Raw genomic sequence first — 17,640 nt, forward strand, 5'->3', positions numbered from 1 at the left:
CTGTCTCACTCCCCTGCCAGCGCGGCATCGCCCGCGGCCATCTGTTCCAGAGCCTCTTGCGCCTCGCCAAGATCGCGCAGCGCCTCGAGCGTTTTTTCGGCCTCGTCCTCGTCAACCAGGCTCATCGCGAAACCGACATGGATCAGCGCCCATTGGCCCACGAGTCCCTCGAGCGCGCCCTCGGCCACGCAGGCCACGTTCACCTCGCGGCGCACGCCCGACACTTCGGCCATCGCCATCTGGCGCGTCTCATCGGTGATCGCCACGATCTGGCCCGGAATACCCAAACACATCAGTCACTCTCCTCCTCAGCGGCCACCGACGGGTCGGCGATGCCGTAACGATCCAGTTTCGCCCGCAGGCCCACGCGCGACAGGCCCAGCTCGGCCGCAGCCCGGCTCTTATTCCAGCGGTTGCGGGTGAGCGTCTCGCGCAGGATGCGCATCTCCATCAGCTCGATCCGGTCCTTGAGCGTGCCCTCAGCGGTCATCACATCCTCGGCGGCGCGGTCGGCGCCCTCATCCGACGGATCGGCCTGCAGGATGTGACGCGAGATCAGCTCGGCGCCCAGCACATTGTCCTGCGCGAAGATCAGCATCCGCGTGACCTCGTTGGTCAGTTCGCGCAGATTGCCCGGCCAGTCGTAATTCTCCAGAAATTCCAGCGCGGCCGCCTCGAAGCCCATCACCGGCTTGCCGTGGCTCGTCGCGATCTCGGAGAGGATCGCCTGCGCCAGCATCGCCACGTCGCCGCGCCGCGCGCGCAGCGGCGGGATCGCGATCTCGCCAAGGCTCAGCGCATAGTAAAGATCGGTGCGGAACCGCCCCTCGGCCACGCCTGCGCGCAGGTCGCCCGACGCGCCCGCGATCAGTCGCAGATTGGTCGAGACCGCCTCCTGCCCGCCGACCGGCGTCACGACCCCGTCGCGCAGCATCCGGTGCAGCGCGAGTTGCAATGCCGGGCTCGCGCCCTCGATCCCCGCCAGATAGAGCGTGCCGCGATCGGCTTTCTGCGCCAGCCCGATCTTGGCCACGCCACCGGGCAGCACACCGCGCTTGGCGCCGAACAGCTCGACCATCGCGAGATCTTCCGGCATGCCGGAAATGTTCAATTCGTAGAACGGCTTCTCCGAGCGCAGCGAGCCGTAATGCATCGCGCGGGCCATCTGCGTCTTGCCCGTGCCCGGCTCACCCGTCATCAGCACCGGCACGTCGAAGCTGGCATATTGCCGCGCGAGAGTGACCGCCGCGTTCATCGCGGAATTGGGCGCGCGCAGGATCGTCTCGAACCCCATCCCCTCGCGCAAGGACCGGCGCCGCTTCTCGACCCGCGTCTCAGTGGTCGAGTTGAGGAACCGCATCTCCAGCGTCAGCCGCTCGTTCTCACGCGACAGCTGGAACATCCGCGCGGCATTGCGGGCCACCGCCAGAAGCTGCTCGGGATGCCAGGGTTTGGCGATAAACTGGTGAATGCCCGCATCGTTGATCGCGGCCACCATCGACGCGCTGTCGGTATAGCCGGTGATCACGACCCGCACCGTTTCCGGCCAGCGCTCGCGCACTTCGGTGAGGAAATCGACCCCCGAGCGGCCGGGCATGCGCTGATCGCAGAAGATCACCTGCACCCATTCCTCTTCGAGCACCGACATCGCCTCTTCAGCCCCCGGCGCGGTGAGGATCTCGAACTCGTCCTCGAGCGCCATTTTCATCGCCTGAAGCGAATGGGGCTCGTCATCGACGAGGAGGATGGCCGGGGTCGAGCCGGTCATGACGCGGCCTTCCGGTCGAGCCCGCGCTTGAGCCAATCGAGCCACGCCTGCATCCCCTCGCCCGTGCGGGCCGAGACGCGCAGCACCTCGATCTCCGGGTTCACGCGCTTGATATTCGCCTCGTAGAGGTCGAGATCGACATCGCAATAGGGCGCGAGATCGGTCTTGTTGAGGATCGCAAGACCGGCGGCGGCGAACATATCCGGGTATTTCAGAGGTTTGTCCTCACCCTCGGTGACCGACAGGATCGCGACCTTCGCGTCCTCGCCCAGATCGAAGGCGGCGGGGCAGACGAGGTTACCGACATTCTCGATGAACAGCAGCGACCCTTCGGGCAGCGCGAGCCGGTCCAGCGCGGTTTCCACCATGCGCCCGTCGAGGTGACAGCCCTTGCCGGTGTTCACCTGAATGGCCTTCGCGCCTGTCGCGCGAATGCGGTCGGCGTCATTGGTCGTCTGCTGGTCGCCCTCGATCACCGCGAGCGGCGCATCGCCCAGCATCTCGATCGTGCGGCACAGAAGCGTGGTCTTGCCCGAGCCGGGAGAGGAGACGAGGTTGGTCGCGAAGATACCCTTCTGCGCCAGTCGCACCCGGTTCTTCCCGGCGAAATCATTGTTTTTCGACAGGATATCGGTCTCGATCTCGATCAGACGTTCCTGGCTCATACCCGGCACTTCGGTGCCTGCCGCCCCAAGGCCGATATGGATATCGCCGTGGTCGTGGTGGTGGGCGTGATCGTGAGAATGATGACCCTGCGCGGGTGCAGGCGGCGCCGGGGCCGCTTGCGCGAGCACCGCCAGAGGCGCCGCTTTCGGCGCAGCCTGACCGCTCTTTTCCAGATGGGCGCGGAACTGATCTTCCACGCTATGTCCGCTGCATCCGCACACCGTGCACATCAGAGCACCTCCATATCCTTGATCCGCATCTCCTCGCCGCCCTGCGCCAGCAATTTGCCGCCGCCGCAGTTCGGGCAAGGGTCCAGTCGATGTTCGATTTCCACGCTCTCCGCGCAATCATAGCAGAGCGCTTTGCCGGGGATGTCGATAATCTGCAATTCCGCACCTTCCGCGGGCGAGCCGCGCATCACCACGTCGAAGGCGAATTCCAGCGCGTGTTTCTCGACGCCTGCGAAGCGCCCGATTTCGAGCCGCAGCGTGGTCACGCGCGAAAAGCTGTTGGCCTTGGCCGCATCCTCGATCACGCCGCGGATGCCTTCGGCGATCGACATCTCATGCATCGGCGACCTCCCGCATCAGAACTGGCACGCAGGGATCGAGTATGTCCACAACCAAGCTTGCCAAAGACGCTTTCTCTGCGGGCAGGGTCTCCAAGCTGCGCTGCAACATCCCACCCGGCACGGTCAGATGGTCGGTCGGCGTGATCCGCGTGAGCGCGCTCACACGACCGCCATTCAATCTGACCTGCAAGGTATAAGCGCCCCGCGCCGCCGCGACCGAGGCCACGCCCGGCGCGATCCGGCGCGCGGGCGGCGCATCGAAGCACATCCGATCCAGATCGACCACGCGCCCCAGCGCCCTCCAGAGCGGTCCGCGGCCGTAGCGCGCTTCGGCCTGACGCATCAGATCCGCGTCGCGCACCCGACCGGCAGCGGAATTCTCCTGCGGCACCATCGACAAAGGCTGCGACAGGTCGGGCAGATCGGCCACCGCTTCGCCCGGCGCGAAGCGCTCCGCGATCGCGGCCAGAAGCGGACTGATCCCCGCACCGGAACTCAGCCAGTCCGCCAGCCGCGCGGGCCGCGCACCGCCCCAGATCCAGCGCTGCAGCGCCGCGCCGCCCTTCGACCAATCCGCGGGCAGCGGCATCGGGTCGTGTTCAATCAGCGCGGGCCAGCGCAGGCATAGCTTGGAGAGATGGTCGCGCAAAATCTCGCGCCGCGGGTCGCATCCGGCGGTCTCCAGCCCCGTCGCCAACCGCACCGCGAGGCCCTGCGCCATGCCGCACAGGTTGAACAGGCGCGGCATCAGTTCCGCGACCTCTTCGGGGGTCTTGCCCAGCATCATCGCCTCAACCGGGCTCGGCACGGGCAGCGCAAGCACCGCCTTCAGCCGAGCGCCGTCGCGCGCGATGGTTATGCCGAGCGTCTGGGTCATTCCGCGTCATCCGCCTCGTCGCGCGGCGCATCCTCGGCCAGACCGGCCGAGATCAGCTTGCGCCGGGTCGGTTGCGCCATCTCCTCGACGCGCGCATCTTCCGCCGCCTGCGCAGCCTCGGCCTCCTCGACCGCGGCAAGTTCGGCCTCGCGACCGGCGCGGATTTCGGATTTGCGATCCGTCTCGGCGCGGTTCTCGTCCTTGAACAGCTCCGTCATGATCGCGCGGGCGACATCGGTCGCCTGCATCTGCGTCTGGAAATCGCCCATCGGCGAGAAAAGCGAACACGCCTTGTAGCCGCCGCCCATCTCGCGGACGTTATGGATGAACTCGTACGTGCCGGACGGGAAATCGATGTTTTCCTTGGCGCCGGGGACCAGCGCCGACCAGTCCTCGCCCTCGCGTGGCAACATGATCAGGTTCATGAACCACGGGCTGACAAGCACACCGAGCCCGCGCCCCTCGTGCGAGACGAACCCCACCGGCTCGACCGAGAGCGCCTTGTTCACCAAGGGCACGTCGCGCATTTTCGAATGCCAGACCTCGCGGAAATCGGCCGTGAGCTTGGCCACCTGCTCCTCGATCCGACGCGCCTCCAGCATCGCGGGCGCGCCCGGATCGGTCTGCACCATGAACTGCTCTTTCGGCGCGTCGCAATTGGGGCAATGCCAGTCCTCGGGCAGCATCGAGAACGGCGTGCCGGGCAGGACCTGGCGGAAATCGTCGCCCTCCGCGGGATCGTAGGGCGTCCAGCAGATCTTGCATTCCATGATTGCCTGATCGGAAATCCGGTCATTGGCGCCCATGTAGCTTCCCTCGAACCCCGCAACGCTCATCGGATCGCCTCCAGCACTTCGACGATCCGCTCGGCGGAGTCGACGAGATCCTCTTTCGCGGCGATCGCCACCTCGGGCATCGTGGTGACCTCGAACGTGTCGAGGATCAGCGTGTCCATCGAGTTGAAGAACTGCACACGCCACACATGGGGCAGCGCGGTCGCGGTGACGCGGCAATTGCCGTAGCCACGCGACAGGATCGTCACCGCGCCTTCGCCCGCCGCCGCATCGAGCCAGACAAGGTCTTCCTCGGTATGGGGCAGCAGGGTCAGGTTCACCACATGCGGCTCGCCGCCCATGAAGCTGCCCGATTTATCCTCCAGTTCGGCCATCAGCGCCGGCGCGTTCACGACACCCGGACCGCGCGGATGGGTCTTGCCTTCGGCCTTGCGGAACGGCTCGAAGGCGCGGCTCAGCGCCGCCGAGGGGACCGGACCGACCTCGATCTTGTCGACGCCAGAACCTGCGATCATCCAGACGCCCGCGAAGACCGACTCCTGCACCGCCAGCGCCGGGATACCGCGGATCTTCATCGCGACCTCGCCCTGCCCCATCGTCTCTGCGATGAGCGCGCGGTTCTCGGCGTCGAGATGGCTCAGATCGAAACTCGCCATGCCGCCTTGCGCCGCCGCCTCGCAGGCCTTCGCTACATCGGCCAGCGTCTTGAGCGCGGGCGTGACGCTGGACGGGTCGTCGATGTCAGGCATATGCGCCGAATAGGTGCGCATACCCGAAGGGAGCTGCATGTATTCGAGTTGCGCATCTTCGTCTTCGGGTTGCGAGCCGGGACCGAAGCCCATGGGCGGAAGGTGGAAATTGGAAACCATCGTCTCAGCCTTTCGCGGTCAGGATATGGGAGGTGCGGGCGACGTAATCGTCCCAGTCGCGGATCTTCTCGATCGCGCCGAGATACTCGCCCTCGCGGTAGAACAGGAAACCGGGGGCTTTCAGCGCGCGGGTCTGCTGGCGCAGTTCGGTCTCGATCGCATCGCCCACCACCGCGCAGTCGAAAGCGTGCTGGAAGGCCATGCGGATTTCCGGCAGCACAACGGCGGCGTCGGGGGTCTCGAGGTTGCGCTTGGCGTCGCCCGGAATGAACAGGCAATGCGCCCCGGGACGCGCGGTGAACTCGGCCACATCGGACATGTTCGCCAGAAGCGGATAGCCCATCTCGTCGATCAGGCGGGTTACCAGCGGGTGCATCGCGCCCGAGGGCTGGGCAGTATCGGGCATTGCGAAATCGTGCATGTGTCTCTCCTCAGGCAGTCGTTTTGCCGGCATCGCGCGCGGCTTGCAGATGGGGCGGCAGTTGCGGCTCGCGAGCGTCGAGATCGGCGAAAGCATCGCCGAGATCGCCGCCCTGCATCAGGGCCCGCAGCCCGCCAAGCGCGGCCGCGATCTTAGTCGCCTCGTCCTCGGTGATCACCTCGCGAGAAGCCCCGAGAAAGGCGAGAAGCCAGTCGCCGGGCTTGGCGTCGGGCGTCAGCGACAGGTCGATGATGCCGGGCTGCCCCTCTTCGAGAACCTCGCCGCGGATACCATCAACCGCCACCAGTTGAACCGGGATTCCGACGCACATCAGGCGCGGACCTTCTCGGCGCCGGGGAAGAAGCGGTGATCGCCCATCCGGCAGGCCTCGCCCTCGGTCGGGCGGCCCCCTTCGTAAGCGCCGCGACGGATCGAGGCATCGGCGAGGTCATCGGCCTGCGTCACGCCGGCCGCGACCGAAATCCCCCAGCGCGCCAGTTCGGCTTCGCATTCGCGGATCGCGGGCTCGATCTGGGCGGCGACCGCAGGGCGCAGACCTCCACCGTAATCCTCCAGCTCGACCGGCTGGCAGCCGATCAGCGTCAGCTTCGCCGGGCAGCGGTTCATCAGCTGCGCGGTAGCAATCACGTCCTGAAAGCCGGTCTGGTGCAGGCTCATTTTCTTGGCGCCCATGAAGGCGGGCACATCGTCGTCGCGCAGCACCCGCATCTCGCCCGGCGCCAACCCGAAATCGATCGCATCGAAGACGATCAGCGCATCGGCCTCTTCGAGAAACGGCAGCAGATACAAGCCCTGCGTGCCGCCATCCAAGAGCTTGACTTTGTCCGGCACGGCGCGGGTCTCGGCCATCACCTCGACGCAGCGCACGCCGAAGCCCTCATCCGCCCAAAGAACATTCCCGATACCCAGAACGAGCACCCGGTCCGGCGCAAAATCCGACATGATTTCCTCCCTCTCCCCGAGGCGGCAAGCGCGTTGCCATCCTCGCCTCGAACCGACAATAGGCTTTGCAGCGGGGCAGGTTTCACGGAAATCGCACGAAACTGCGACAATCTGTCTAGTCTTTGTTTTTACGAAATTTTCTTGTGGAATGCGCTGCCATCAAACTCGCCAAAGTGGAAACCATATTTCCACCTCAACAGGCTTTTCGCAATGAAATCTTCCACCGGCAGCGCAACGCTGGAAACAACTCGAATCCACGCCAGAATGCAGAACGGGCGCGGATTGACCCGCGCCCGTTCGCCCTACCACCGCACGAACCGTTACTCGATACGATCGTCCTTAAACGTCCGGTGGCCGGAGATCATCGTGGAGACCATCGACTGACGGCTCATGATGTCCTCGCGGATCGCCGCGTAGATGTGCACGATCATGAAGATCACGATGGCCCACATTCCCAGATGGTGCAGCGTGTGCAGCCTCTGTGAGTTCTGCACGAGGCCAAGCACCCAGCCCATCAGCGTATCGGGCAAAGAGCCCTGCCCCGCGCCTTCCGCGTAGAGCGCCCAGCCGGTGATCAGCATGAAGGTGATCCCGAGCGTCATGAAGAAGAACATCGCAAGCTGTGCCAACGGGTTGTGGCCGACGTATTTCTTCGGCGTCTTTTCGAGGAACGCATACCAGCGCAGCTCGTGCCCCAGCTCTTTCCACCAGCGCTTGCGCCAGACCGGCACGTAGAACAGCTGGCGGGCGTGGTGATTGCCCACGAAGGCCCAGTAGATGCGCCCGAAGAAGATCACCGTCAGGACCTGCGCCGCCGCGAAATGGCCGAAGCGGATATAGCCCATAACGAATTGCTCGGTCGCTTCGCCGATCTGCAGCGACGGCAGGGGCGCACCGATCAGGAAACCGGTCACGATCAGCACCGTGATCATCAGCGCGTTGAGCCAGTGCCAGAGGCGCACGGGCGCCTCGTAGACATAGACGGAAGTCCGGCGGCGGATCGAGTCGAGATCTTCCTCGGTCGCGTCGCCGGTCAGGCGGGAGGCCTCGAAGGCCCCCGTCGCCTTGGGGTTTGGCGTGTGGATCGTGTCCTCCATCGCCCTTACTCCTTGCGGACGCGCTTGACGGCGCGGGCGATCTCGACGGCCACATAGGCCAGGGCGATCGCGCCGGCCGCCATCGCGACATGGGCGATGGTGTGCCCTTCCGCGCCGGGGGCCACAGCGTGGCCCGGATGGGCCAGCGCAGGACCTGCGATCATGCTGAAAGCAAATGCGAGTTTCTTCATGATTTCCTCCTCCCTCAGCGCACCTTGACGGTGGTGAGCTCTTCGCCGTCGGGCGACATCACATGGGTCGAACAGGCAAGGCACGGATCGAAGCTGTGCAGGGTGCGCAGGATTTCGACCGGCTCTTCGGGACGCTCCACCTTGGTGTTCATCAGCGACGCCTCGAAGGCACCGATATTGCCCTGCGTGTCACGGGGCGAACCGTTCCAGGTGGTGGGCACGACGCATTGGTAGTTCTCGATGCGCCCGTCCTTGATCTTGACCCAATGCCCCAGCGCGCCGCGCGGCGCCTCGGTCATGCCGACGCCCTTGGCCTCTTTCGGCCAGCTCGACGGATCCCACTTCTCGACATTGGCGGTGCTTTCGTCGCCATTCTTGATGTTGGTCATCATCTTGTCGAAGAAGTGCCGCTGCAGACGCGAGCAATACTCGGATTCCAGCGCCCGCGCCGCGGTGCGGCCCAGCGTAGAGAAGACCGCGCTCAGCGGCAGGTCCATCTTGCGCAGCAGACCGTCGACCTGGTTCTTGATGTCCTCGTGACCCTTGGCGTAGCCCACGACGTAACGCGCAAGCGGCCCGACCTCCATCGCGTGCCCCTTCCAGCGCGGGGCCTTGATCCAGCTGTATTTCGCAGCCTCGTCAAGCTCGATGATATTGGTCCGCGTGCCTTTGGCGTTCGGCCCGAGCTCGTATTGCGGCTCGGTCACGCCATCCCAGGGGTGCAGGCCCTTGCCGGGCTCGCCATAGGTGTACCAGGAGTGATCGACGAATTCCTGCACCTGCTCGGGATCGCGCGGATCGACGTCATGCACCTCGTTGAGATTGCCGTTGATGATCGCGCCACGCGGCAGGTGAAGCTGCTCGGGCGAGAAGTCGTTCGGGTTCTCCGGGATGTCGCCATAGGCGAGGCAGGCCTGCGACGATAGACCGCCGCCGTAGAGCCAGTTCTTGTAGAAGCCGCCGATCGCGATCACGTCCGGAATGTAGACGTTCTCGTTGAACTCCTGACACTTGTCGATGATCGAGGAGACGAGGTTCAGCCGCTCCATGTTGATCGCACCGACCGAGCCGACGCCGTCGATATTGATCGGGCACGGCACGCCGCCTACCAGCCAGTTCGGGTGCGGGTTCTTGCCCCCGAAGATGGTATGAACCTTGACGATCTCCTTCTGAAGATCGAGCGCCTCCAGATAGTGCGTCGTTGCCATCAGGTCCGCTTCCGGCGGAAGCAGATAGGCTGGATTGTCCCAATAGCCGTTTTTGAAAAGCCCGAGCTGCCCGCTTTCGACGAATTTCTTGAGACGGTTCTGCACGTCCCGGAAATAGCCTGGGGAGGAGAGCGGATGGCTCGGGCCGACCTTCTGCTGCAGCTCCGAAGTCGCCTTCGGGTCCGCGCGCAGAGCGTTGACCGGGTTGACCCAATCGAGCGCGTGCAGGTGATAGAAATGCACGATGTGGTCGTGGATCTGCAGCGCGAGCTGCATCATGTTCCGGATCGAGTTCGCATTGTCGGGAATCTGGATCCCCAGCGCATCTTCCACCGCACGGACCGAGGTCAGCGCGTGGGTGCCGGTGCAGACGCCGCAGATCCGCTCGGTGAAGGCCCAGGCGTCGCGCGGATCGCGGCCCTTCAGGATCACCTCGAGCCCGCGCCACATCGTGCCGGTCGAGACCGCGTTGGTGATCATGTTGTTTTCGTCCACATTCACTTCGCAGCGCATGTGACCTTCGATCCGGGTCACCGGGTCGACGACGACCCGCTTGCCCGAGTTGTCCATCGTGTAGCCGTTCGGCGTGTTGAGAACCGACATGGATTACGCCTCCTCGTTCTTCTTCTGGGCGCGTTTGAGCGCGGAGACGGCAGCGTGAACTGCCACCGCACCGCCGACGACGGCCGCCGTGGTGCCGCCGACCACATCGGCATTCGCTTCGATCCCGAATTGCTTGATGTTGGTGAGCCGGTCGTAGAAGGAGCCCTGATCCCAGAACCCGTCCTCGGAACAGCCGATACAGCCGTGACCCGACTGGATCGGGAAGCTGACCCCGTCATTCCAGCGCACGGTCGAACACGCGTTGTAGGTGGTCGGCCCCTTGCAGCCCATCTTGTAGAGGCAATAGCCCTTGCGCGCGTTCTCGTCGTCCCACGTCTCGACGAACTGACCGGCGTCGAAATGCGGACGGCGGTAGCACTTGTCGTGGATGCGCTGCGAATAGAACATCTGCGGGCGGCCCTGCCGGTCCAGCTCGGGCATCCGGTCGAAGGTCAGCATGTAGGTGATCACGCCGGTCATCACCTCGGCGATGGGCGGGCAGCCCGGCACCTTGATGATCGGCTTGTCGGTGATGACCTTGTGCACCGGGGTGGCGCGCGTGGGGTTCGGGGCGGCAGCCTGCACGCAGCCATAGGAGGCGCAGGCGCCCCAGGAGATAATGGCTTTCGCATGCTCGGCAGCGTGGCGGAGTTGATCCACGAAGGGCTTGCCGCCCACGATGCAGTACATCCCGTCTTCGTTGAGCGGCGGATTGCCCTCCACGGCGAGGATGTAATTCCCTTTATACTTGTCGATCGTGTCCTGCAGTGCGGCTTCCGCCTGCGCGCCCGCCGCCGCCATCAGCGTGTCGTCATAGTCGAGCGAGATCATCGAGAGCACGACATCCTTGGCCAGCGGGTGGGCCGAGCGGATGAAGCTTTCCGAACAACAGGTACATTCGAGCCCGTGCACCCAGATCACCGGGGTGCGCGGCTTGGTTTCCATCGCATGGGCGATCTTTGGCACATAGGCCGGGCCGAGACCCAGCGCCGCCGCCGTCAGCGAGCAATATTTCATGAAGCTGCGGCGGGTAATCCCCTGCCGACGCATCACGTCGTAAAAGGTTTCGATCGCAGGCAAAGTGTCCCTCCCTCTGTGATCCCGATGACCGGATTCTCCCTCCTCCCGAGGGGAATACGCATGTGTGATCTCAGGATTGGCAGGTCGGATCCGCGAACAGAACGAAATAATGACAGGATGTCGCAGGCGCGAATTCCTGTTTGTTTCCGACATGTTGCCGGTCAAAACCCCGTTGCGGCGCGGGGTGGCACTGGTACGTCAGTGACCAGCTTTCCGGGATTCCGGTCAGTCTCTTTCCGACTGCGCCGCAGCAATCACCGCCTGCCCCAGCGCCAGCGAGCCGTCATTCGCCGGCAGCGTGCGATGGCTCAGCACGGGCAGATCGCCCAGCGCCGCGCAGGTCAGCCGATGCAACAGCGCGTTCTGATACACGCCACCGGTCAGCGCCACGGCTTTCGCCTCTCCGCTTTCGATCAGCGACCGCACCCGGCGGGCAAAGCCCTGCGCCAGCGCCGCATGGAACCGTAGCGCGATGCTCTCGGGCGCGACCTCGGCAGAAAGATCGGCGGCGAGCGCCTGAAAAAACGGTCCGGTCTCGAGCACGTCGCCCGCATCCGCGAACGCATAGGTCCCGGCCTCCGCCGACTCCCCGTGTGCCAACGCGTGCGCCGCCAGGGCCTCGAGCCGCATCGCGGCCTCCCCCTCATAGCTCTGCCGCATCGGGCAAATCCCGAGGCAGGCCGCCACCGCATCGAAGAGCCGTCCCGCCGACGACGACAGCGGCGCGTTGATCCCCTTCGCCGCCGCCTGACGCGCCAGATCGCGTGAGGCTTCGGGGAACAGACTGTCGGCGAGCCCCTCCAGCCCAGCCGCATCGAGCCGCACCAGCGCGTTGCGCCACGGCTCTGCTTGCGCCCGGTCGCCACCGATCAGCGGCGCGGGCTCAAGCCAGCCGCGCCGCGCGAACCCAAGGTAATCGCCCAGCAGCAGTTCGCCGCCCCAGACCGTGCCATCGGGCCCCAAGCCGAGCCCATCGAGCACGATCCCCGCGACCTTGCCGCCCTCCAGCGGCCAACCGTTCTCGGCCATACAGGCCGCGAGATGCGCATGGTGATGCTGCACCTCAACCAGCCGCAACCCGTCGCGCGCGGCCCGTTCGGCCCCGTGGCGCGAGGCCCGAAAATCGGGATGCAGATCGACCGCCACGACGTCGGGGCGATGATCGAACAGCGCCGCATAATCCGCATCGGCCTGCTCGAACGCCTCCCATGTCAGCGCCTCGTCCAGCTCGCCCAGATGATGGCCCAGCAGCGCCTGCCCGTTCTTGATCAGGCAGATCGCGGCCTTCATCTGCCCGCCATAGCCCACCACCTGCGGCGCGCCCTCGAACCCGTCGGGCAGCGGCAAGGTGCCCGGCACCTGCCCCCGCGCGCAGCGCAGCACCATCGGCGGATCGGCCCGCACGACGCTGTCATCGAGCCGCCGCGCAATGTCGCGGTCATGCATCAGGAAGGCATCGACGAAGCCAGCCAGCTTCTCGCGCGCCTCACCGTTGCCGATCACCTGCGGCTCGCCCGAGAGATTGCCCGAAGTCATCACCACGGGCCACCCCTCTTCCCCCCGCGCCCATTCGCGCAGCAACAGATGATGGAGCGGCGTATAGGGCAGCATCCAGCCGAGACTGTCCTGCCCCGGCGCCACCGCCTCCGGCAAAGCCTCCCCCGCCTTTTGCAGCAACACGATCGGCGCCGCAGGATCGCGCAGCAATTCCGCCTCCGCTTCCGAAACTTGGGCATAGCGGCGGATGGTCTCGATCTCACCCATCAGCGCGAAGGGCTTGGCGGGCCTGCGCTTGCGCGCCCGCAACAGCGCGACCGCCTCGGCATTGCTCGCGTCGCAGGCGAGATGAAACCCGCCTAAGCCTTTCACCGCGACGATGCCCCCGCCCTGCAAAACCGCTCCGACCTCTTCGGCAGGGCGCTCTTTCCCGTCCATCTCCAGCCACACCCGCGGCCCGCAATCGGGACAGGCGATCGGCTGCGCGTGAAAACGTCGATCCGCCGGGTTCTCATATTCCGCCCGGCAAGCCGAGCACATCTCGAAGGGCGCCATCGTCGTCTGCGCCCGGTCATAGGGCAGCGCGTGCAGGATCGTGAAACGCGGCCCGCAATGGGTGCAGTTGGTAAAGGCGTAGTGCCGCCTGCGCCCGTCGCCCCGGATTTCCGCAAGACAGTCCGGGCAGGTCGCCGCATCCGGCGTCACACGCGTCTCGGCCCCCGCCCCTTGCGAGGCCACGATCGCGAAACCCTCAGGCGCGGTGTCGAACACAAACTCCGACACCTCCACCGCATCGACCCGCGCAAGCGGCGGTGCCTCATCCGAGATCGCCTCGGCCAAACCGTCCAGCGCCCCCGCCACCCGGATCAGCACCCCCTCGGGATCGTTGAGCACATGGCCCGCAAGCCCGCGCTCCTGCGCAAGCCGCCAGATGAAGGGGCGGAAACCCACCCCCTGCACCTGCCCGCGCACCCTGATCTCGAAACCCTGCATCTTCCTCTTGGCTCAAATATCCCGGGGGTTTGGGGGCAGAGCCCCAACTTACTCAATGCACCGTGCAGACCATGCAGGGATCGAAGCTGCGCACGATATGCTGCACCGAGACCGGCGTGGTCTCGCCCGCGCCGACCGGCGCACCGACCAGCGCGGCCTCCAGCGGGCCCGGCACACCCTCCGCGTCGCGCGGGCTGAAATTCCACGTCGTGGGCGCGATGATCTGATACGACGCGATGCGCCCGTCCTCGATGCGCAGCCAATGGCCCAGCGCGCCCCGCGCGGCCTCGACCAACCCCGCGCCCTGCCCTGCCTCGGGCAGATCGCCTTGCACCATGAACGCAGCAGCCGGATCGATCCCTTTCGCAAGCCCCTCCATGAAGGCTTGCGTCCGCGCCAGTTCCAACAGCCGCCCCGCAACCCGCGCCAGAACGCCGCCGCCCGCCAGCGCACGCGCCAGCGGATGGCCGTCCACGACCTGCCGCGCGAGCGCGCCGGTCTCCACCGTCTGCCCGTTCAGCCGCGGCGCCTTGCACCAGCTATAGGCGGCCTCGCGCATCGCCTCGTCGGGCCGTGTCTCACCCTGCCAGGGATGGGCCTGCGCCCCCAGCATCCACGCATGGCTGAGGTCTTCCGTGATCGCGCCGAAATCGACCGCGCCCAAGGCCCCGTCCCACAGCCCGCGCCCAAAGCCGAACCCTTCGGCCAGCGGATAGCCTCCGAAGCTCATATACCGGCCCGAGCCACGCCCCAACTGGTCCAGATCCAGATCGGCCGCGATGCGCAGGAACAGCCCCGTATCGCCCGTCTCCCACGCCATAAGCTGATCGACGGTCTCGATCGCACAGAACGCCTCCAGCGACCCGCCGAAAACCACCTCCTCCAGATAGCGGCGGAAAGCGCGCAACGTCGTCTCGATGCGCACCTTGTCGCGCGGTCCGGGCGCGCGCGTGACGCCGCCCGGCTGGATTGCGAGCGTATGGGGCCATTTGCCCGCCATCAGCCCGAGGATATGCATCAACTCGGCACGCGCCGCGACCGCCGCGCGCTGCGCGCCGCCCTCGGCGGGGGTGAAGCGCGCCACCGCCCGGTCGAACCACGGCCTGTCCGCATACACGGGCCGGATAAAATCGGGCATGAAGAACAGGTTGAAATGAAACAGGTGGTCCGAGACATTCTCGACCGCATGGATCAGCGCCGCCATCGCAGCCCCCTGCGGCGTGGGCTCCAGCCCCATGGCCGCGCCCAGCGCGCGCGCCGCCGCCGCCGACTGGCTGATCGAGCAGATGCCGCAGATCCGCGGCGTGATCGTCAGCGCATCGCGCGGGTCTTTGCCTTCCAGCATCCGTTCGAACCCGCGATAGAGCGGCGAGTTCACGCGGGCCTCAGCCACCGCCCCATCGGCGAGGTCGAGATGCACTTCCAGATCGCCCTCGACCCGGTTGAACGGGCCCACGACGAGGCGCGGCGTCTCTGTCATCTGCGTCCTTTCGGCTTGCGGATCGTCGGCGTCACCTCGACCCGGTCGGCAACCGCGTTCTTCGCGATCCGCTCGGGCGTGGCCGCCTTTGACAGCGAGGCGAGCGCCATGAACCACGCTTTGGGCATATCGGTCGGAAGGCCCACCGGGATGCCCGCGATCTTCGGCGTCTCGGTAAAGGAATGGCGTGGTTCCTCGAATTCGGGCGCGGTGCAGTTGATGCAGGGGTATCCGCCCGAGGTGCACGACCCGTCACCGTTCCACGGCCGGATATTGCAATCGCCCACGGCCTGCGTGCCGATGCAGCCCAAGTTCTCCATCATGCAGCCGATATCGGATAGCTCCACCGCCGAGGCCTTGTATTCGTAGAACTCGTTTTTCGAGCAGCCGTGATGGACGAGATGCTTGGCGTAGAACAAAGGCCGCCCGAAAGCGTCGAGGTCTTCCGCCCCCAGCGCGCCTTCATTGAGCAGCAAAAGCGTCTCGGTCACCCAGTCGGGATGGGTCGGGCAGCCCGCCACGTTAATCACCGGCAGCCCCGAGCCGGAGCGGAACTCCACCGGCAGCGCGCCGCCCGGCAGCGCCCCATCATATTGCACGCCGACCGCATCGGAGGGGTTGCCGCCCGCCGAGGTCACGCCGCCATAGGTCGCGCAGGTGCCCACCGCGACGACATGGCGAGCTTTCGGCGCGAGGCTCACCACCCAGTCGAGCATCGAGCGCCCGGTGCCGGACACCATCTGGAACTTGCCCGTCCCACGCGGCCCGCGCGCGATGGAGCCCTCGACGGCCAGCACGTCCAGCGCGATCTCGCCGCTCTCGACCGCCTCGAAAATCGCACGCACCTCCGCCCCGGTCTCGAGGCTGACGGTCGGGTGCCAGAGGAACTCGATCCCCGCGCCGCCCAGCGTGTCGAAGACATTCGGGGATTCCGCGCAAAGGAGCGACATAGTGCAGCCGCCGCAGCCTGCCGCTTGCAGCCAGAGAACCTTCATTCCGCCCCCTCGCCCAGTTCCAGATCGAAGGAGAAACAGGCCCCGCCCAGCGCCGACCCTTTCGGGCAGAGCCGCAGACGCCCGCCATGTTCCTCGATGATCTTATGGCTGATCGCGAGGCCCAGACCCGTGCCCGCACCAACCGCCTTGGTGGTGAAGAACGGATCGAAGATCGCCTGCGTCAGCTCTTCGGTCACGCCGGGGCCATTGTCGCCAACCGACAGCGTCCCGCGCCCCTCCATCACGCGCGCGTCGACTTCGATCCGGCCAGTGCCCTCTTCAAGCCCCGAGAGCGCATCGATGGCGTTTTGCACGAGGTTCATCACGACCTGCTGGATATGTCCCTGCCGACCGCGCACCTGCAGCGTCTCCGCGCCGGTGAAGGCGATCTCGACCCCGGCCTTGGAGCCGCGCTGCACCCAGTTCGCCGCCACCCGCGCGGTCTCGACCAGATCGAAGACGACCATCTCGCCCGAGCCTTCGGCACTCAGCCGCCGCAGATCTTCGACGATGTCGCGCACCCGTTCGGCCCCGTCGCGCGCGCCCTCGATGGCCGAGCGCAGGTTGCGGATTTCACGGTCGAGCTTCAGCTCCTCGCGCAGGGCGATCAGTGCCTCTCGATCCGCTCCGGCCTGCACTTTCTCGAAATAGGCCTCGAACTTGCCCGCATAGCGCTCCAGCGCATGGGTATTCGCGTAGACGAAGGAAATCGGGTTGTTCAGCTCATGCGCGACGCCAGCGAGAAGACGGCCCAGCGAGGCCAGCTTCTCGTTGCGCACCAGCTGCGCCTGCGTCGATTTCAGTTCTTCGTGGCTCTGCTCCAGCTCGGAATAGGCCTGGCGCAATTCGCCCAAGGGCCGCCCGGTCAGCACGTAGCCCGCGATGCGGGAGCGTTCGTCCATACGCGGGCTGATCGACAATTCCAGCGGCGCGGGCCCTTCCGGCCCGCTCAGCGCCGCTTCGATCGTCACCGGCTTGCGGGTATTCGCAGCCTCCGCCAGCCCGCGATCCAAGGCCTCGACCGAGCGCGCGTCGAACATGCCTGCGAGCTTGCGTCCGTGCCAAGCGCCGGGCGGCTCGCCAGTCAGGCTTGCGACCGAGGCCGAGGTTTCCAGCACCTCGCCCGAGCGCGAAATCACGATCAGCGCATCCGAAACCGAGGCGAGGATCGACCCGAGGAAAGAGCGCAGGTCTTCCAGCTCGTGGTTCTGCTGCTCCAGCCGCTCCTGATAGTCCACCAGATCGGCATAGGTCCGGTCGACCGCCGAGAGCACATCGAACCAGACGTCTTCGCCCTCCCCCTCGTCCGCGCCCGGCGCGTGGCGCAACAGCCCGGCCAAGGTCGGGTCCAAGGGGTGCTGGCTATCGGGTGCGGACTCGCGCGACATGACACTCTCAAAGCCGGGCGCAACGGGCGCCCATCCCTTATCGCTAGCCCATTCGCGGCGCTCAGTCCATGATCTCGGGCCCCGTACCGAAGGGCGCATTTCGTGTCAAAAGACGCGCCATACCCCAAGATGACCTTCCGTCAGCCCGCGCCTCGCCCTCTTGGCAAGGGCGCGCGCTT

The 17,640-nt window shown here is 65.9% G+C and carries 18 protein-coding genes; all 18 read right to left on the reverse strand.

Annotated features, from left to right (window positions below; all coding sequences use genetic code 11):
- Positions 1-5: 5 nt before the first annotated feature.
- The 18 genes from hypC to BMI91_RS08695 all read right to left on the reverse strand — a co-directional run bounded on the left by hypC (position 6) and on the right by BMI91_RS08695 (position 17,461).
- Complete coding sequence (gene hypC / locus BMI91_RS08610) at positions 6-293, reverse strand: HypC/HybG/HupF family hydrogenase formation chaperone (RefSeq protein WP_078604673.1); 288 nt, start codon at positions 291-293, stop codon at positions 6-8.
- Positions 293-1,768: a sigma-54-dependent transcriptional regulator gene (locus tag BMI91_RS08615; RefSeq protein ID WP_078604674.1), complete on the reverse strand. Its 1,476-nt coding sequence runs from the start codon at positions 1,766-1,768 to the stop codon at positions 293-295. Before BMI91_RS08615 ends, hypC begins: the two co-directional genes overlap by 1 nt.
- Positions 1,765-2,664 (reverse strand): hydrogenase nickel incorporation protein HypB, encoded by a 900-nt coding sequence (gene hypB / locus BMI91_RS08620; RefSeq protein WP_078604675.1) that lies wholly within the window; start codon positions 2,662-2,664, stop codon positions 1,765-1,767. The genes BMI91_RS08615 and hypB overlap by 4 nt, the downstream gene beginning before the upstream one ends.
- Positions 2,664-3,005: a hydrogenase maturation nickel metallochaperone HypA gene (gene hypA, locus BMI91_RS08625; RefSeq protein WP_078604676.1), complete on the reverse strand. Its 342-nt coding sequence runs from the start codon at positions 3,003-3,005 to the stop codon at positions 2,664-2,666. The genes hypB and hypA overlap by 1 nt, the downstream gene beginning before the upstream one ends.
- Positions 2,998-3,882, reverse strand: a complete 885-nt coding sequence (locus BMI91_RS08630) for a hypothetical protein (RefSeq protein WP_078604677.1) — start codon at positions 3,880-3,882, stop codon at positions 2,998-3,000. The genes hypA and BMI91_RS08630 overlap by 8 nt, the downstream gene beginning before the upstream one ends.
- Entirely contained in the window at positions 3,879-4,718 is an 840-nt protein-coding gene (locus BMI91_RS08635) for a [NiFe]-hydrogenase assembly chaperone HybE (RefSeq protein WP_078604678.1), read from the reverse strand. Before BMI91_RS08635 ends, BMI91_RS08630 begins: the two co-directional genes overlap by 4 nt.
- The gene (locus BMI91_RS08640; RefSeq protein WP_078604679.1) at positions 4,715-5,545 is read right to left on the reverse strand and encodes a hydrogenase expression/formation protein; all 831 of its coding nucleotides are present in this window, start codon (positions 5,543-5,545) and stop codon (positions 4,715-4,717) included. The genes BMI91_RS08635 and BMI91_RS08640 overlap by 4 nt, the downstream gene beginning before the upstream one ends.
- A gap of 4 nt (positions 5,546-5,549) precedes the next feature.
- A complete protein-coding gene (locus BMI91_RS08645) occupies positions 5,550-5,966 on the reverse strand; it encodes a thioredoxin domain-containing protein (protein ID WP_078569979.1) in 417 nt (138 codons plus the stop codon).
- Between the two features lie 10 nt (positions 5,967-5,976).
- Positions 5,977-6,297: a HypC/HybG/HupF family hydrogenase formation chaperone gene (locus BMI91_RS08650; protein ID WP_038145386.1), complete on the reverse strand. Its 321-nt coding sequence runs from the start codon at positions 6,295-6,297 to the stop codon at positions 5,977-5,979.
- The gene (locus BMI91_RS08655; RefSeq protein WP_078604680.1) at positions 6,297-6,929 is read right to left on the reverse strand and encodes a HyaD/HybD family hydrogenase maturation endopeptidase; all 633 of its coding nucleotides are present in this window, start codon (positions 6,927-6,929) and stop codon (positions 6,297-6,299) included. The genes BMI91_RS08650 and BMI91_RS08655 overlap by 1 nt, the downstream gene beginning before the upstream one ends.
- Before the next feature lie 320 nt (positions 6,930-7,249).
- Positions 7,250-8,026: a Ni/Fe-hydrogenase, b-type cytochrome subunit gene (gene cybH, locus BMI91_RS08660; protein WP_038145390.1), complete on the reverse strand. Its 777-nt coding sequence runs from the start codon at positions 8,024-8,026 to the stop codon at positions 7,250-7,252.
- 5 nt (positions 8,027-8,031) lie between these two features.
- Entirely contained in the window at positions 8,032-8,217 is a 186-nt protein-coding gene (locus BMI91_RS08665; RefSeq protein ID WP_038145392.1) for a hypothetical protein, read from the reverse strand.
- 14 nt (positions 8,218-8,231) lie between these two features.
- A complete protein-coding gene (locus BMI91_RS08670; RefSeq protein WP_078604681.1) occupies positions 8,232-10,028 on the reverse strand; it encodes a nickel-dependent hydrogenase large subunit in 1,797 nt (598 codons plus the stop codon).
- Positions 10,029-10,031: 3 nt separating this feature from the next.
- Positions 10,032-11,108: a hydrogenase small subunit gene (locus BMI91_RS08675; protein WP_078600163.1), complete on the reverse strand. Its 1,077-nt coding sequence runs from the start codon at positions 11,106-11,108 to the stop codon at positions 10,032-10,034.
- Positions 11,109-11,333: 225 nt separating this feature from the next.
- On the reverse strand, positions 11,334-13,598 hold the full coding sequence (hypF, locus tag BMI91_RS08680; RefSeq protein WP_078604682.1) for a carbamoyltransferase HypF: 2,265 nt from the start codon (positions 13,596-13,598) through the stop codon (positions 11,334-11,336).
- A 52-nt stretch (positions 13,599-13,650) separates the two neighbouring features.
- On the reverse strand, positions 13,651-15,078 hold the full coding sequence (locus BMI91_RS08685) for a nickel-dependent hydrogenase large subunit (RefSeq protein WP_078604683.1): 1,428 nt from the start codon (positions 15,076-15,078) through the stop codon (positions 13,651-13,653).
- A complete protein-coding gene (locus BMI91_RS08690) occupies positions 15,075-16,073 on the reverse strand; it encodes an NADH-quinone oxidoreductase subunit B family protein (RefSeq protein WP_078600169.1) in 999 nt (332 codons plus the stop codon). Before BMI91_RS08690 ends, BMI91_RS08685 begins: the two co-directional genes overlap by 4 nt.
- The gene (locus BMI91_RS08695; RefSeq protein ID WP_078604684.1) at positions 16,070-17,461 is read right to left on the reverse strand and encodes a sensor histidine kinase; all 1,392 of its coding nucleotides are present in this window, start codon (positions 17,459-17,461) and stop codon (positions 16,070-16,072) included. The genes BMI91_RS08690 and BMI91_RS08695 overlap by 4 nt, the downstream gene beginning before the upstream one ends.
- Positions 17,462-17,640: the final 179 nt, after the last annotated feature.

Source organism: Thioclava sediminum (assembly GCF_002020355.1).
GTDB classification, from domain to species: Bacteria; Pseudomonadota; Alphaproteobacteria; order Rhodobacterales; family Rhodobacteraceae; genus Thioclava; species Thioclava sediminum.

Coding starts and splice junctions, on each gene's coding strand:
- hypC (WP_078604673.1), bottom strand. CDS start 293: ATGTGTTTGGGTATTCCGGGCCAGATCGTGGCGATCACCGATGAGACG.
- BMI91_RS08615 (WP_078604674.1), bottom strand. CDS start 1,768: ATGACCGGCTCGACCCCGGCCATCCTCCTCGTCGATGACGAGCCCCAT.
- hypB (WP_078604675.1), bottom strand. CDS start 2,664: ATGTGCACGGTGTGCGGATGCAGCGGACATAGCGTGGAAGATCAGTTC.
- hypA (WP_078604676.1), bottom strand. CDS start 3,005: ATGCATGAGATGTCGATCGCCGAAGGCATCCGCGGCGTGATCGAGGAT.
- BMI91_RS08630 (WP_078604677.1), bottom strand. CDS start 3,882: ATGACCCAGACGCTCGGCATAACCATCGCGCGCGACGGCGCTCGGCTG.
- BMI91_RS08635 (WP_078604678.1), bottom strand. CDS start 4,718: ATGAGCGTTGCGGGGTTCGAGGGAAGCTACATGGGCGCCAATGACCGG.
- BMI91_RS08640 (WP_078604679.1), bottom strand. CDS start 5,545: ATGGTTTCCAATTTCCACCTTCCGCCCATGGGCTTCGGTCCCGGCTCG.
- BMI91_RS08645 (WP_078569979.1), bottom strand. CDS start 5,966: ATGCACGATTTCGCAATGCCCGATACTGCCCAGCCCTCGGGCGCGATG.
- BMI91_RS08650 (WP_038145386.1), bottom strand. CDS start 6,297: ATGTGCGTCGGAATCCCGGTTCAACTGGTGGCGGTTGATGGTATCCGC.
- BMI91_RS08655 (WP_078604680.1), bottom strand. CDS start 6,929: ATGTCGGATTTTGCGCCGGACCGGGTGCTCGTTCTGGGTATCGGGAAT.
- cybH (WP_038145390.1), bottom strand. CDS start 8,026: ATGGAGGACACGATCCACACGCCAAACCCCAAGGCGACGGGGGCCTTC.
- BMI91_RS08665 (WP_038145392.1), bottom strand. CDS start 8,217: ATGAAGAAACTCGCATTTGCTTTCAGCATGATCGCAGGTCCTGCGCTG.
- BMI91_RS08670 (WP_078604681.1), bottom strand. CDS start 10,028: ATGTCGGTTCTCAACACGCCGAACGGCTACACGATGGACAACTCGGGC.
- hypF (WP_078604682.1), bottom strand. CDS start 13,598: ATGCAGGGTTTCGAGATCAGGGTGCGCGGGCAGGTGCAGGGGGTGGGT.
- BMI91_RS08685 (WP_078604683.1), bottom strand. CDS start 15,078: ATGACAGAGACGCCGCGCCTCGTCGTGGGCCCGTTCAACCGGGTCGAG.
- BMI91_RS08690 (WP_078600169.1), bottom strand. CDS start 16,073: ATGAAGGTTCTCTGGCTGCAAGCGGCAGGCTGCGGCGGCTGCACTATG.
- BMI91_RS08695 (WP_078604684.1), bottom strand. CDS start 17,461: ATGTCGCGCGAGTCCGCACCCGATAGCCAGCACCCCTTGGACCCGACC.